The organism is Isoptericola sp. BMS4, assembly GCF_011634835.1.
Classification (GTDB): Bacteria; Actinomycetota; Actinomycetes; order Actinomycetales; family Cellulomonadaceae; genus Isoptericola.
In genome coordinates this window covers 3,722,945-3,736,846 of the sequence record NZ_SIRP01000001.1, presented here as the reverse complement: position 1 = coordinate 3,736,846, position 13,902 = coordinate 3,722,945, and the positions used below count along the sequence as shown (strand labels likewise).

General features: G+C 78.3%; 11 protein-coding genes. 5 read left to right on the top strand and 6 right to left on the bottom strand.

The genetic code is table 11. The features are described 5' to 3' along the window. The first annotated feature begins 43 nt into the window (after positions 1-43). The 3 genes from EYB28_RS16845 to EYB28_RS16835 are packed head-to-tail and all read left to right on the top strand — an operon-like array spanning position 44 to position 4,004. Positions 44-1,192 carry a glycosyltransferase gene (locus EYB28_RS16845; protein WP_166850252.1) on the top strand — a complete coding sequence of 383 codons (1,149 nt, stop codon included), beginning with the start codon at positions 44-46 and terminating at the stop codon, positions 1,190-1,192. After that, a complete protein-coding gene (locus EYB28_RS16840; RefSeq protein ID WP_166850249.1) occupies positions 1,189-2,775 on the top strand; it encodes a polysaccharide biosynthesis tyrosine autokinase in 1,587 nt (528 codons plus the stop codon). Before EYB28_RS16845 ends, EYB28_RS16840 begins: the two co-directional genes overlap by 4 nt. Further along, positions 2,772-4,004 carry a glycosyltransferase gene (locus tag EYB28_RS16835; RefSeq protein ID WP_166850246.1) on the top strand — a complete coding sequence of 411 codons (1,233 nt, stop codon included), beginning with the start codon at positions 2,772-2,774 and terminating at the stop codon, positions 4,002-4,004. The genes EYB28_RS16840 and EYB28_RS16835 overlap by 4 nt, the downstream gene beginning before the upstream one ends. Here the strand turns inward: EYB28_RS16835 and EYB28_RS16830 are convergent. Genes EYB28_RS16830 through EYB28_RS16810 form a run of 5 tightly spaced genes read right to left on the bottom strand, consistent with a single transcriptional unit; the run spans position 3,952 to position 10,763 of the window. Further along, complete coding sequence (locus tag EYB28_RS16830) at positions 3,952-5,100, bottom strand: glycosyltransferase (RefSeq protein ID WP_166850243.1); 1,149 nt, start codon at positions 5,098-5,100, stop codon at positions 3,952-3,954. The genes EYB28_RS16835 and EYB28_RS16830 overlap by 53 nt on opposite strands. Next, positions 5,097-6,188: a glycosyltransferase family 4 protein gene (locus tag EYB28_RS16825; protein ID WP_166850240.1), complete on the bottom strand. Its 1,092-nt coding sequence runs from the start codon at positions 6,186-6,188 to the stop codon at positions 5,097-5,099. The genes EYB28_RS16830 and EYB28_RS16825 overlap by 4 nt, the downstream gene beginning before the upstream one ends. Beyond that, positions 6,185-7,336 (bottom strand): glycosyltransferase family 4 protein, encoded by a 1,152-nt coding sequence (locus EYB28_RS16820; protein WP_166850237.1) that lies wholly within the window; start codon positions 7,334-7,336, stop codon positions 6,185-6,187. Before EYB28_RS16820 ends, EYB28_RS16825 begins: the two co-directional genes overlap by 4 nt. Continuing rightward, positions 7,333-8,682 carry an O-antigen ligase gene (locus EYB28_RS16815; RefSeq protein ID WP_166850234.1) on the bottom strand — a complete coding sequence of 450 codons (1,350 nt, stop codon included), beginning with the start codon at positions 8,680-8,682 and terminating at the stop codon, positions 7,333-7,335. The genes EYB28_RS16820 and EYB28_RS16815 overlap by 4 nt, the downstream gene beginning before the upstream one ends. Further along, complete coding sequence (locus EYB28_RS16810) at positions 8,679-10,763, bottom strand: glycosyltransferase (RefSeq protein ID WP_166850231.1); 2,085 nt, start codon at positions 10,761-10,763, stop codon at positions 8,679-8,681. Before EYB28_RS16810 ends, EYB28_RS16815 begins: the two co-directional genes overlap by 4 nt. Before the next feature lie 176 nt (positions 10,764-10,939). Between EYB28_RS16810 and EYB28_RS16805 the strand changes: the two genes are divergently transcribed. Then, positions 10,940-11,962 carry an NAD(P)-dependent oxidoreductase gene (locus EYB28_RS16805; RefSeq protein WP_166850228.1) on the top strand — a complete coding sequence of 341 codons (1,023 nt, stop codon included), beginning with the start codon at positions 10,940-10,942 and terminating at the stop codon, positions 11,960-11,962. 34 nt (positions 11,963-11,996) lie between these two features. Continuing rightward, on the top strand, positions 11,997-13,169 hold the full coding sequence (locus EYB28_RS16800) for a class I SAM-dependent methyltransferase (RefSeq protein WP_240930608.1): 1,173 nt from the start codon (positions 11,997-11,999) through the stop codon (positions 13,167-13,169). A 34-nt stretch (positions 13,170-13,203) separates the two neighbouring features. Here EYB28_RS16800 and rfbC read toward each other — a convergent pair whose 3' ends face one another. Continuing rightward, positions 13,204-13,752, bottom strand: coding sequence for a dTDP-4-dehydrorhamnose 3,5-epimerase (rfbC, locus tag EYB28_RS16795; protein WP_166850225.1), 549 nt, complete (start codon positions 13,750-13,752; stop codon positions 13,204-13,206). Positions 13,753-13,902: the final 150 nt, after the last annotated feature.

The following is a 13,902-nucleotide window of genomic DNA, read 5'->3' as shown; positions in this document are numbered from 1 at the left end:
CGGCTCGTCGGCCGCGCGGGCAGGCCGGGGCAGGGGAGGGCCGATGACGGACGGAGTGGTGCTCGCGCACGACTACGCCACCCAGCGCGGCGGTGCCGAGCGGGTCGCGCTGCTGCTCGCCGAGGCGTTCCCCGGCTCGCCGCTGTACACGACGCTGCACGATCCGGACGGCACGTTCCCCGAGCTGGACGACCTGGACGTGCGCCCCGGCCCGCTCGACCGCGTCGCGGCGCTGCGCCACCACCACCGGCTCGCGCTGCCGCTGCTCGCCCCCGCCGTCTCCCGCCAGCGCCTCGCCGGTGACGTGCTGGTGGCGAGCTCCACCGGCTGGGCGCACGGGTACCGGGGCGCCCGCCGCACCGTGGTCTACTGCCACGCGCCCGCCCGCTGGCTGTACCAGCGCGACCGGTACCTGGGCGCCCCGGCGGACGTGCCGGGCCGCGCGCGCAAGGCCGCCGCCCGCGCCGCCCTCGCCGGCCTCGGCCCCGCGCTGCGCGCCTGGGACGTGCGCGCGGCACGCCGCGCCGACGTGTACCTGGCCAACTCGACCGTCACCCGCGACGCCGTGCGGGCCGCGTACGGCATCGAGGCCCAGGTGCTGCCGCCGCCGCCCGCGCTGCCGCCCGGCCCCGAGCGCCCCGTGCCGGGGGTGGAGCCGGGCGCCCTGCTCTGCGTCGCGCGCCTGCTGCCGTACAAGAACGTCGACGTCGTGGTCGCGGCGGCGCAGCTGCTGCGCCGCCCGCTCGTCGTCGTCGGCGACGGCCCCGACCGCCAGCGCCTCGCCGCGCTCGCCGCCCGCGACCCGCGCACGCCGGTCCGGTTCGTCGGGCGGGTCGACGACGACGGGCTGCGGTGGCTGTACCGCCACGCGGCCGTGCTCGTCGCGGCCTCGTACGAGGACTACGGCCTCACCCCGCTGGAGGCCGGCACCTACCGGGTCCCGGTGGTCGCGCTGCGCGCCGGCGGGTACCTCGACACCGTCGCCGAGGGCGTCAACGGCACGTTCGTCGACGCCCCCCGCGCCGACGTCGTCGCCGACGCCGTCGCGAAGGCTCTCGCCGCCGACTGGGACGGGGTCGCCATCGACGCCCACGTCGCCGCGTTCGGCCGCGACCGGTTCCTCGCCCGGATCCGCGAGGTCGTCACCGCCCTGCGTGACGCCCCGGCCCCCACCGTCGGAGGTGCCCGATGACCGTCCGTGAGCTGCTGCACACCGTCTGGGCCGGCCGGTGGCTGGTGCTGGCCGCCGTGCTGCTCGTCGTCGCCGGCACCGTCGTGTACCTCGACGGCCAGGAGACCGTGTACCGGTCGAGCGCCGTCGTCGAGCTCGCCGCCACCCGCTCGTCGGGCGACGAGACGACCGAGGTCACCGTCGCGGCCGGGCCCGCCGACGTCACCACGCGCCGGGTCGTCGAGCCGGCCGCCGACGAGCTGGGGCTGCCCGTCGCCGAGGTCTCGGGCAGCGTCGTGGCGGAGTACGGCTCCGAGGACGGGGCGACGATCGTCATCACCGCCGAGAGCACGGACCCCGCCCGGGCCCAGGACGTCGCCGACGCCGTCGCCGTCGCCTACGTCGCCCGCCTCGGCGGCATCCTGGAGGACCAGCTCGCTCAGCTCGACGAGCAGCGTGCCGCCCAGCGCGAGCAGCTCGGCCCCGTCGACGCCCAGCTCGACAAGAAGCCGAAGGACCCGCTCGCCGACGCGGAGCGCACCACGATCATCGACCAGTACCAGGCGCTCACCGTCGAGATGAACACCCTGCGCTCGCTCGTCGCGCCGGGCGAGGTCGTGCAGAAGGCGACGCCGGCCACGCCGGTCGGCCTCGGCAGACCCGTGGTCCTCGCGCTGGCCGTCCTGGCCGGGCTGGTCGCCGGCGTCGGGCTGGCGTTCGCCCGGCGCGGTCTCGACGTGCGGGTGCGGGGGGCGCACCAGGCGGCCCGCGACGCCGAGACGCCGGTGCTGGCCGAGCTGTACGGGGCGCGCCGCGCCGACCGCGACTTCCGGGACACCGGCGTGCTGCCCGTCGCGAGCAAGCGGGCGACGCCGTTCACCGAGGGCGTGCGCGAGCTGCGCACCGCGATCCAGGTGTCCACCGCCGACCAGGGGCGGGTCGTCGTCGTGGTCACCGCGGCGGACTCGCAGGGCCCCCGGTCGTTCATCGCCGCGAACCTCGCGGCGTCCTACGCGCTGAGCGGCCGCACCACCGTCGCGATGTCCGGCGACCTGCGGCGCTCCCAGCTGGACACCCTGCTGCCACCGCCCGGCCCCGACGCGGGCACGGGCCCGCACCCGACCGGCATCCCGAACCTGCTCGCCCTGCCCGCGCCCACCGAGGACATGGACCCGGCCGACTTCCTCGCCACGGACCGCGCCCGCGAGCTCGTCGAGTCGCTCGGCACCCAGGCCGAGGTCGTCGTCATCGACGCCCCGCCGGCGCTCGCGGCTGCCGACGCGAGCATCCTCGGCCGGTACGCGACCGGGGTCGTGCTGGTCGCGGAGACGGGGCGCACCGACCGGAGCGTCCTGGCCGAGGCTGCCGACCGGCTGCGGGTGAACGACGTGCCGCTGGTCGGTGTCGCCCTGGCCGGCGGCGCCCTCGACCGGCGCACCCGGGACGCCACCACGTACGGCGAGGCGCCGCGCCGGCGACGGCGACCGCGGCGTCGCGGCGCCGCCGGCTCGGAGGGCGCCTCGGCCGCGGCGCAGCACGCGGCGCCCGGCGACCGCGCGACGGCGTCCGACGCCGAGGACCCGGTCGGGTCCGGACGGCGGTGAGCGCGACCGCCCGGCGCCCGCTGCGCGTGGTGGTCGTGGACCACACGGCCGAGCTCGGCGGCGCGGAGCTCGCCCTCGTCCGGCTGTGCGCGGCGCTGCGCGACCGACCCGGCGGGCCGCGGGTGCGGGTGCGTGTGGTGCTCGGCGCCGACGGGCCCCTGCGGCCGCTGCTGGAGCGCGAGGGGGTGGGGGTGGACGTGGTGCCGCTCGCGCCGAGCCTCGGCACGGTCCGGCGCACGGACGCCCTCCGTCCGGGAGCCGACCCGCTGCGTCGGCCGGCGGCGGCCGCTGCCTTCACGGCGCGGCTGGCGTGGCGGCTGCGGGCGCTGCGGCCCGACGTCGTGCACGCCACGTCGCTCAAGGCCGACCTGCTCACGCTGCTGCCGGCCGCGCTGGCGCGCCGCCCGCTGGTGTGGCACGTGCACGACCGCGTCGCCCCCGACTACCTGCCGGCGGCGGCCGTGCGGCTGGTGCGCGCCGCGTCGCGGCTGCCCGCCGCCGTCGTGGCCAACTCGCGGGCGACGGCCGCCACGCTGCCCGGGCCGTGCACCGTCGCGTACCCGGGGCTGGCGCCCGCCCAGCTGCGGGCGCGCCGCGCCGGCGACGAGGCACGTGGCCCGGCGACGGCGCCCGTCGTGGGCGTCGTGGGGCGGCTCAGCCCCACCAAGGGGCAGCGGGAGCTGCTGCGAGCGCTGCCGGCGGTGCTGCGCGCCCACCCGCGCGCCCGGCTGCGCGTGGTGGGGGAGGCGAGCTTCGGCGCCGGCGCGTACGAGCGGGCGCTGCGCGACGAGGCGCGGCGGCTCGGGGTGGAGCACGCGGTCGACTGGGTCGGCTTCGTGCCCGACCCCGCCGCGGAGCTCGACGCGTTCGCGGTGTGCGTGCACGCGTCCCCGGTGCCCGAGCCGTTCGGGCAGGTGGTCGTCGAGGCGATGGCCCGCGGCGTGCCGGTCGTGGCCACGCGGGCGGGCGGCGTCCCGGAGATCCTCGACCCGGAGGGGCCCGGCGGCGGCCGGGGCGCGGGCCCGCTCGGCCGGCTCGTGCCCCCGGGCGACGTGGACGCCCTCGCCCGCGCCGTCGTCGACGTGCTCGACCGCCCCGCCGAGGCGGCGGCACGCGCCGCGCGGGCCGCCGACGTGGCGCGTGCCCGCTTCCCTGTCGCGCGGACGGCCGACGCGGTCAGCGAGGTGTGGTGGCGGGTCGCCGCACGCGGGTCAGCACCGCGGCCATGAGGCGGGCCTGCCCGGCCCACGTCGGGACGTCCGCCGGGAGCTCGGCCGGCGCGTCGAGGCCCCCGGCACGGTCGGCCAGGGCCCGGCGCACCGCCTCCGGGAACCGGGCGCCGTCGACCACGGTCACGGCGGTGTCGCGGGTGTCCCGGGCGTCCCGGAACCCGGCGACGGGCGTCGCGACGACGGGACGCCCGACCGCCCGGTACTCGTAGGCCTTGATCGGGTCGAGGCTCTCGGTGAAGTCGTTCACCAGGTGCGGCACGAGCAGCACCCCGGCGTGCTGCAGGTACCCGGGCACCGCGTGCCAGGGTCGCCGGCCGAGCAGGAGCACGCCGGACGCCCGCAGCCCGCGCACCTGCGTGGGCGTGAGGTCCAGCACCGGCCCGACGACGACCACCCGGCCCGTGCCCGCCACCGCGTGCGCGGTCGCCCGCAGCAGGTCGACGTCGAACCGGTCGCGGTGCACCGTGCCGAGGTACAGCGCCGTCGGCGCCACGGGGAGGTCGCTCGGGCGGGGTGCCGGGCGGCGGTACCGCTCCACGTCGACGCCGTTGCTGATCAGGGTCACGGGCGCCCGGCCGGCCTTGCTGCGCGCGAGCCCGGGTGAGCACACCACGACCTCCCGGCAGTGGGCCAGCAGGTACTCCTCGTCGCGGCGCAGCCGCTGGAGCTCGTCGTCGGTGCGTTCGGCCACGAGCCAGTCGTCGGTGACGTCGTAGAGGGCGGGCCAGCCGGTGGCGGCCACGACCGCCGCGCCCGCCGGGTCGTTCACCCACAGCACGGGGGCGTGCATGCCGAGGCGGTGCGCGGCGCGGGCCGTGTGCGTCGCCAGCCGCTCGTCGGTGCGCCGGTCGACGCGGCGGGGCAGCAGCTTCGTCGGCTCGTAGCGCCACAGCCGGTCGGCGAGGCGCTGCAGGCCCCGGCCGGAGCGGGGCCGGAACCCGCGGCGGGCCTCGTGCACCGGGTCGGCGGGCGGTTCGACGAACAGGACGCGGGCCCGCGGGTCGGCCCGCAGCAGCTCGGTGACGAGGTACTGGTTGCGCCGCCAGTGGTCGTCCCAGGCCTCGAGGGACAGCAGCACGACGTCGGTGGTCACGGGACCTCCCGGGCGGGGGTGCGGTGTGCGGGCGCGGGAGCCGCCCTCTCCAGGACGGCCCGGTAGACGGCCAGGACGTCCGCCGCCTGGCGGCCGGGCGTGAACTCGTGGCGCTGCCGTGCCTGCGCGGCCCGCGCGTACGCGTCGCGCCGGGCGGGGTCCGTGGCGAGCCGCGCGAGCCGGGTGGCGGCCTGGCCGGGCTCGCCCGGTGGGTACAGCGCGAGCGGGTCCAGCCCCCCGAGCGTCTCGAGGTGGCCGCCGGCGCCGGCCGCGACCACAGGCAGGCCCGCGGCCATCCCCTCCACCACGGTGAGGCCCAGCCCCTCGACCGGGCACGGGGCGAGGAGCAGCGACGCGCGGCGCATCAGGGACTCCACGTCGTCGCGCGCGCCGAGCAGGTCGACGGCGTGCCCGACGCCGAGCTCGTCGGCGAGAGCGCGCGTGGCGGCGGCCTGCGAGCCGTCGCCGGCCACCTGCAGCCGCCACCGGCGGTCCGCCAGCCCCGAGTCGGCGAAGGCGCGCACGCCGAGGTCGGTGCGCTTCTCGGGCTCGAGCCGCTGGGCCATGAGCACCACCCGGTCGCGGGCGGCGGCCGGCAGCGCGTCGTGGCGGGGCGCGACGCCGGGGCGCACCACCACGCTGGCGCCGTCCACCCGGGCGGCGACGTGCTCGCTGATCGCGACCTGCGCGGCGACGCGGCGGCGCGCGACGGCGGCCACCGCCCGCCCTGCGGGGCCGGAGCCGCGGGGCAGGGCGAAGTGCCGGGTGCTGACCACCGGGGGCAGCCGCACACGCAGGCCCGCGAGGGTCGCGGCGACCTCCGCGGCCGTCATGTGCACGTGCACGACGTGGGGCGGCGGCTCCCCGGAGCGGCCGGAGGCCTCGGCGACGAGCGCGCGCACGACGTCGGCGGTGGTGGCCGCGAGGCGGTGTCGCACGGCCGGCCCGGCGGCGCGCGTGGTCGGGCCGGCGGCGCCGCCCACCACGACGAGGTCGTGCCCGGCCGAGGCCTGGGCGCGGGCCAGGGTCGCCACGTGCCGCTCGACACCGGCGAACCCGTCCGACCGGACCGCGTGCAGGATCCTCATCGCGCGCCTCCGTCCGTGCTGCCCGCCCGCTCGGGCCGCAGCGTCGCCAGCAGCGCGAGGTACCGCGCCGCCACGGCGTCCCAGCCGTGCCGCTCCGCGGTGGCGCGCGCGGCGGCGTGCATCGTGGCGTGGCCGTCGTCGCCCGGTGCGGGCACGCGCGCCAGGGCGGAGCGCACCCCTGCCACGCTGCGGGGGACGAGGAAGCCGGTGCGGCCGTCGTCGAGCACCTCGCCGGCGTACCCCACGCGGGTCGCGACGACGGGGACGCCGCACGCCAGCGCCTCGAGGACGACGAGCGCGTTGGCCTCGTAGGCGCTGGGCAGCACCAGCGCGTCGGCAGCGCGCAGGTACGGGCGCGGGTCGTCGACGGCGCCGACGAGCACCGCCCGGCCGCCGAGTCCGGCGGCGTCGGCCCGGCGCCGTGCCGCGGCCACGAGGTCGGGCTCGCCGCCCACCACGACGACCCGCACGTGGGGCAGGTCGGCCGCGGCCTCCAGCAGCAGCGGCAGGCCCTTGCGCTCGTGCTCGTGCCCGACGAACAGGGCCACCACGTCGTGCGGCCCGGCGCCGACGGCGTCGCGGGCGGCGTCCCGCTCGGCGCGGGTGGGCGGCCGGAACCGCTCGAGGTCCACGCCGTTGGCCACGACGTGCGACTCCGGACGCAGCCGTGGGTACGTCGCCCGGAGCGCGGCCGCGTCGTCGTGGGTCAGGCTGACCACCGCGCGGTGGGTGCGCGAGGCGTACCGGTAGGCGTCGCGGGCCGACGTCAGCAGGTGCAGGGGGTTGCGCAGCATCCGCCACCGGTAGTGCCCCTGTGCGCGCAGCGCGACGCGCACGATGCCGTGGTTGACGTACACGTCCCCGGCGAGGGCGTCGTTGTGGCACACGACGACGGTGTCCGGGTCGCGTCGCGCCGCCCGCCGCGCCACGACCGTGCCGACGGTGGAGAACCAGACGACCCGCAGCGCGAGCGCCGCGCGCCCGCGCAGTCCCGGGCCGGGCCGGGGCAGCAGGCGGCCGCCCGCGTCGTCGAGCGTGCACCGGGCCGTTGGCACCCCGGCGCGCCGCCAGGCGGACTCCAGCGCGTGCGCGACCCCGGCGACGCCGCTGCCGGGGGCGATCTGCGGGGCGACCTGCAGGATCCTCATCGCGGCACCGCCCGGGGCACGACGAGGTCGTGGGGGCGCAGGGCGTGCCGGGGCCGGTACACGCCCGCGGCCCGCTCCTCGTCGTCGCGGGCCGCGAGCGCCTCGGCGCCCACGCAGACGCCCGCGACGACGAACGGCACGGACACCTGCACCGAGACCCAGAACAGGTCGAACTGGCCCTGGACGAACCGGGTGAGCAGCACCGCCACCGCGAGCGTGCCGAAGCGGGGGTCGAGGCGCCACAGCACCACCAGCGTCCCCACGGCCAGCACGAGGAAGCCCGTCAGCCCCACGATCCCCGCGGACGACAGGACCTCCAGCTCGGCGTTCGGCGGCTGGAACGTGTACTCGGTGCGCCCCGCCGTCCACCAGCGCAGCCCGACGCCGAACAGCGGGTCCTGGCGCCACACGTCGAGCGCCTCCTCGTACCAGGTGAGCCGCTGGTGGGCGGAGTTGAACCGGTCGCCGGAGGCGAGCTGCTCGCGGACCACCGTCCACACGCCGTACACCGCCGGCACGGCCGCGAGCAGCACGAGGCGGGACCGCCGCCGGTCCGGGTCGGGGCGCAGCGAGACCACGAGGAGCCCGACGACCAGCCCCACCATCGCCTGGCGTGCCTGCGACGCCGCGACCCCGGCGACGAGCAGGCCGAGGGCCGGCAGGGCGAGCCGGGTCGGCCAGCGCAGCCACGGGGGGCGGGCGTGCACCACGACGGCGGCCATCGCGAGCACGCACCCGATGAAGTTCTTGTGCATGTCGACGGGCCACTCGAGGTACACCGCCCCCGTGCTGCCGGCCGCGAGCTGCCGCAGCGCGGCGACGCAGGCGAGCGCGGCGATCGCCAGGCAGGGGAGCACGAGCAGCGTGAGGCCGGCCCGGGCGTGCCCGCCGCGGCCCACGGCCCAGCCGACCAGCAGAGCCCCGGCGGTGGAGAGCCCGGCGTGGAACCACTCCACCGTGTTCTGGACGTAGGGGTGGGCGATCACCGTGAACAGCGTCGCGACCTGGTAAGCCACCGCCAGCCACAGCAGCGTGCGCATCGGCCGGGACAGCGGGCGCGGGCCCAGCAGGGCCGCGAACCCGAAGGCCGCGGCCAGGGCGAGGTCGCTCACCGACAGGTCGACGCCGCCCCCGCCGACCCGTTGCACGACCACCAGGGCGGGCATCGCCAGCACGGGCACGGCGACGGGGTCGTAGACCGTGGCGCCCACGGCGAGGACGGCCACGGCGGCGGCCGCGCCGAGGGGCGCGGCGGCGGGCAGGAGGGCGCCCGTGGTGAGCAGGGCCAGCGCGGTCACGGTCGCGACCAGCGCCCAGCCCAGGGCCCGCGCGGGGGCGCCCGTCACGACCGGGCTCCGGCCAGGACCCGGGTCTCCGCGCGCGCCGGCCCGACGAGGTAGAGGCCGAACCGCCGGCGTGCGGCGGCCCGCGTCTCCGCGCGGCCGGGGCCGCGCAGCAGGGAGACCCGGGCGGCGGCCCCGAGGAGGGCGCCGGCGCGGGCGATCCGCCACCCGGCGTCGCCGTGGTGCTTGCGCAGGTAGCGCTCCTGCGAGGCGTGGAAGTGCGTGTCCCGCCGGGCGGGGTCGGTGCTGGTGGCGGCGCCGAGGTGGGTGGCGACGACGTCGTCCACGACCCGGTGCCGCCAGCCGCGCCGCGACGCCCGGTACGCCCAGTCGGTCTCCTCCGCGTACAGGAAGAAGCGCTCGTCCAGGGGGCCGACGTCGGCGAGCGCCGCCGCCGACAGCAGCAGGACGGATCCGACGACGAACGACCGGTCGCCGCGGGTGCGGCGCCACCGGCCGAGCCCGACGGCCTCGGCCCACGTCGCGCCGGGCGACGGGTAGGGCCAGGAGACCCTCGCCGGGTGCCCGGCGGCGTCCACCTGCGCCGGGCCGACGCTCGCCGTGCACTCCTCGGCGTGCAGCGCCCGCTGCAGGCGGCGGACGTCGTCGGCGGCGACGACGGCGTCCGGGTTGAGCAGCAGCACGTCGTGGCCGGGCGCCTGCCGGTGGGCGAGCCCGAGGTTCACCCCGGCGGCGAAGCCGAGGTTGCGGCCGGGGTCCAGGTAGCGGGCACCGAGGTCCGCGGCGATCGCCGCGACCCGCGCCGAGGAGGAGTTATCCACGACCGTGAGGGGCAGCCGCCCGGCGAGCGGGGCGAGCGCGCGCCGCACCAGCTCCGGAGCGCCGTAGGCGACGAGCAGCACCTCGGGCGGTCCGGCCGCGGCGTCGTCGCGCCCGTCCTTCACCGCTTCGGGGGCGGGGGCCGGGGGCGCGCCGTCCGGGGGCGTGCCGGACCCGGCGAGCACGGCGTCGTACAGGGCGCGGTACCGGCGCGCGACCTCGTCCCAGCCGCACTCGCGGGCGCGGCGCAGGCCGGCGGCCCGCATCCGCGCGGCCCGTGCGGGGTCGTCGGCGACGGCGACCAGGGCGCGCGCGAGGGCGTCGGCGTCGCCGGGCGGCACGAGGTCGCCGGCGCCGGCGACGACGTCCGGCAGGGCCCCGGTCGCGCTCGCCACGACGGGGACGCCGCACGCCATCGCCTCGGCGGCGACGCGGCCGAACTGCTCGGTCCAGCCCGGCGTCGGCAGCGAGGGGACGGCGAGCACGTCGAGGCCGCGGTAGAAGGCGGGCAGCGCGGTGTCCGGCAGCGGGCCGAGCAGGGTGACGCGGCCGCGCAGGCGGGAGGCGCGGGTGCGCACGTCGGGCTCCAGCGGCCCGGCACCCGCGACCCGCAGCACCAGGCGGTCGTCGCGGGCGACGGCGTCGAGGAGGACGTCGACGCCCTTGTGCGCGGCGAGGCGGCCCGCGAACCCCACGACGACGCGGCCGTCGTCCTCGTCCCGCGGCTCGGGGAGGCCCTGCCCGGGGGAGAAGAGCGCGGGGTCGACGCCGAGCGGGATCACCTCCACCCGCCCGCGCGCCCCCTGGGACCGCACCACGCGGGCGGCCCCCGTGCTGCACACGGACACGGCGGCCGCGGTGCGCAGCACCCGTGAGCGGAGCCATCCGAACGGCGGCGGGTAGCGCTTGGCGATGTTCTGCGCGGAGTACACGACCACGGGCGCCGCCGGCCCGGGGTCGCGGCCCCGCGACCGGTCCCACGCACGCCGGGCCGCGCGCAGCGCCAGCACCTCGGCGGTCGCGAGCGCGAACGGCTCCTCGTGCACGTCCAGCACGTCCCACGGCTCGCCGAGCGCGCGCCACAGCGGGCGCGGGTCGTAGACGAACAGCGCCGGGTGGGTGCCCAGGGTGCGCACCCCGGTGACGGGCTCGCCGGGCTCCGGGCGCAACGGCACGCGCGCGCCGCCCTCGTCCCAGGACCGCGCGGACAGCAGCCGCACCCGCACCCCGAGGCGGCGCAGGGCGCGCTCACGCTCGCGCCAGGCGCCGACGACGGCGCTGTGCGAGACGCGCAGGACTCTCATGCCAGCGATTGTGTCCCCGGCCGCGGCCCCCGCGGCCGGGGCCGGGGACAAGATCACCCGGGACCCGGCCGATTCCACCCGGCGGGCTCGGCCCGCGCCCGCCAGGGCGTGGATACCGTCGAGCGGACGGCGTTTCGAGGGCGCGGCCTCCGCGTCCCGGCGGGAGGGAGCCCACCATGCGCGTGCTCGTGGACGGTGACCGCGGTTACCTGGGGGCGGTGCTCGTCCCCGTGCTCCGGGAGGCGGGCCACGACGTGGTCGGCCTGGACGTCGGCTGGTACGACGGCTGCGACTTCGGGCCGCCCGTCGGCGGGTACGAGCAGCGCACCGGTGACGTCCGCGACGTGCGCCCGGCGGACCTGGAGGGGTTCGACGCCGTGGTGCACCTCGCGGCGATCTCCAACGACCCGCTCGGCCACCTCAACCCGTCGGCGACGTTCGCCGTCAACGCGATGGGTGCCGTGCACACGGCCCGCGCCGCGAAGGCGGCGGGGGTGCCCCGCTTCCTGTTCTCGTCGTCGTGCTCCCTGTACGGCACGGGCGGTGACGCGCCGCTCGCCGAGGGCGACGCGTTCCACCCGGTGACGCCGTACGGAGAGAGCAAGGTGCTGGCCGAGCGGGGCATCTCCGCGCTGGCCGACGACGGCTTCTCACCGACGTTCCTGCGCAACGCCACCGCGTACGGGTCCTCGCCCAGGCTGCGGGCCGACATCGTCGTCAACAACCTCACCGGCACGGCGTACACGCGCGGCGAGGTGCGGCTGTCCTCCGACGGGTCGCCGTGGCGGCCGCTGGTGCACGCCCGCGACATCGCGGCCGCGTTCCTCGCGGCGCTCGAGGCCCCGCGAGACGTGGTCCACGACCAGGCGTTCAACGTGGGCCGGGACGAGGACGTCGTGCAGATCCGCACCGTGGCCGAGCTGGTCAGCGAGATCACCGGCGCGCCGGTGTCGTTCGCGGACGGCGCCGGCCCCGACGCCCGCGACTACCGGGTGGACTTCACCAAGATCCGCACGCTGCTGCCGGCGGCCGCCCCGGCCTGGACCGTCGCCGACGGCGTCTGGGAGATCTGGAAGGACGCCGCCGACCGATCGCTCACCCCCGCGGACTTCGAGGGACCGCGGTTCGTGCGCCTGGAGCGCATCCGGCAGCTCGCCGACGCGGGCCGCCTCGACCTCGCCACCCTCCGGCTGCGCTGAGCGCCGCCGGGCCGCACGCCTCTGGGAGACACCCGTGACCGACGCCACCGAGACCCGCACCCCGCTCGACCTGGCCGACCTCGCCCCCGCCGACCCCGCGTGGCGGGACCGCTGGGACGGGACCGCCGAGGGAGTCGTCGTCCTCGACCTGGGCATGCAGCCGCCCGCCGACCTCTTCCCGCTGCCCACCGATCCCGCGCCGGACCCGGAGCACCCGCTGCGCATGGTCGTCGGTGCCCGGAGCGGCCTGGCCCAGCTGGAGGCGGACCCGACGACGCCGGAGGAGCCGCGCGGGGTAGAGCCCGCGGCGCTCGTCGCGCAGGCGGAGGCTGCCGTCGACCACGCCGAGGCGGCCGGCTTCGTCCGCCCGGGCACCCGCGTGCTGGAGTACCCGAGCCCGCACGGCGGCACCTGGACCGAGCAGCTCGCGCGCCGCGACATGGTCGAGGTCACGGAGGGGCCGGCCGAGCTGATCGTCGACATCTTCGGGATGATGCACGACGCCGACCAGCGCGCCGCCCTGCTCGAGCGCCGGGACCGGCTCTCCGACGACGGCGTCCTGCTGATGCAGTACCACACGCTCGCGGCGATCGTCCGGGGCGGGATCTGGAACGCGCTGCGGCACGGGCACTTCGCCTACTACTCCACGCCCGCGCTCGTGGCGATGGCCGCCGAGGTGGGGCTGACCGCCGTCGGCGCGTGGGAGTTCCCCCTGTACGGCGGCACGATCATGCTGGCGCTCGCGAAGGACGGCTCCCGCTGGGGCGGGCAGGCGCCCGCCGTGACGGCGACGGTCGAGCGGGAGACCGCCGAGGGCGTGCTCGACCCGGCCCGGGTGGCCGCGCTCGGGGACGCGCTGACCGCCTCGGCCGCCGCCATCCGCGCCTACCTGGACGACGCGGCGGCCCGCGGGCTGCGGGTGGCCGGGTACGGGGCGGCGTCGCGCACCTCGGCGCTGCTGCGCGCGTCCGGCATCGACGCGACGCGGGTGGTGGCGGTCGCCGACGCGTCGACCGCCAAGCACGGCCGCACGATGCCGGGCGGCCGCGTCCCGATCGTCTCGCCGGCGGACCTGGTGGCGCTGCGCCCGGACCGGGTGCTGCTGTTCGTGCCGGACCTGCTGGACGAGGTGCGCCGCGCCCTGCCCGAGGTGGAGGAGCAGGGCGGGCGCTGGGTCGTGCTCGACCCGATGCCGCGCGAGGTCTGAGCCGCACCACGTCGGCGGCGAGGGGGAGGGGGAGTCAGCGCCCGAGGCTCGCCCGGTACCCGGCCCAGCTCAGGCCGTGGCGGTCCCGCTCGCTGACGACGGTGACCGGCGCGGGCCACGGCACGGCCAGGTCGGGGTCGTCGAACGCGACGGTGACGTCCTCGTCGGGGCCGTAGAAGGCGTCGATGCGGTACACGAAGTCCGTCACGGACGTCAGCGCCTGGTACCCGTGCAGGAACCCGCGCGGGATGTAGACCTGGCGGCACACCTGGTCGTCCAGCAGGAACGTCTCCATGCGCCCGAAGGTGGGGGAGTCGGGGCGGGCGTCGATCGCGACGTCGAGGACGGCGCCGTGCGCGCAGCGCACCAGCTTGGCCTCGCCGTCGTTCGACCGGCCGTGCAGCCCGCGCACCACCCCCTGGTAGGAGCGCGACTGGTTCTCCTGCTTGAACGCGGCGGGGTCGATCCCCGCCTCCGCCACGACGTCGACGTCGTAGGTGCGCGAGAAGTACCCCCGCTCGTCGCGGTGCGGGGTCGGCTCGAGGACGACGAGCCCGGGCACTGACGTCTCGATGATCTTCATGCCCGTCACGCTAGGCCGGGCGCCCGCGGCGCGGACCGGGGCCAGCGGATGAAATCGGCATCAGGGCGCCGTGGAGCCGGGTGAACTCGCCCCTGGCGCCTTCCACGGCGCGGCGCGCGCTGCCCAGACTGATCGGGAGCCGCACCCGTG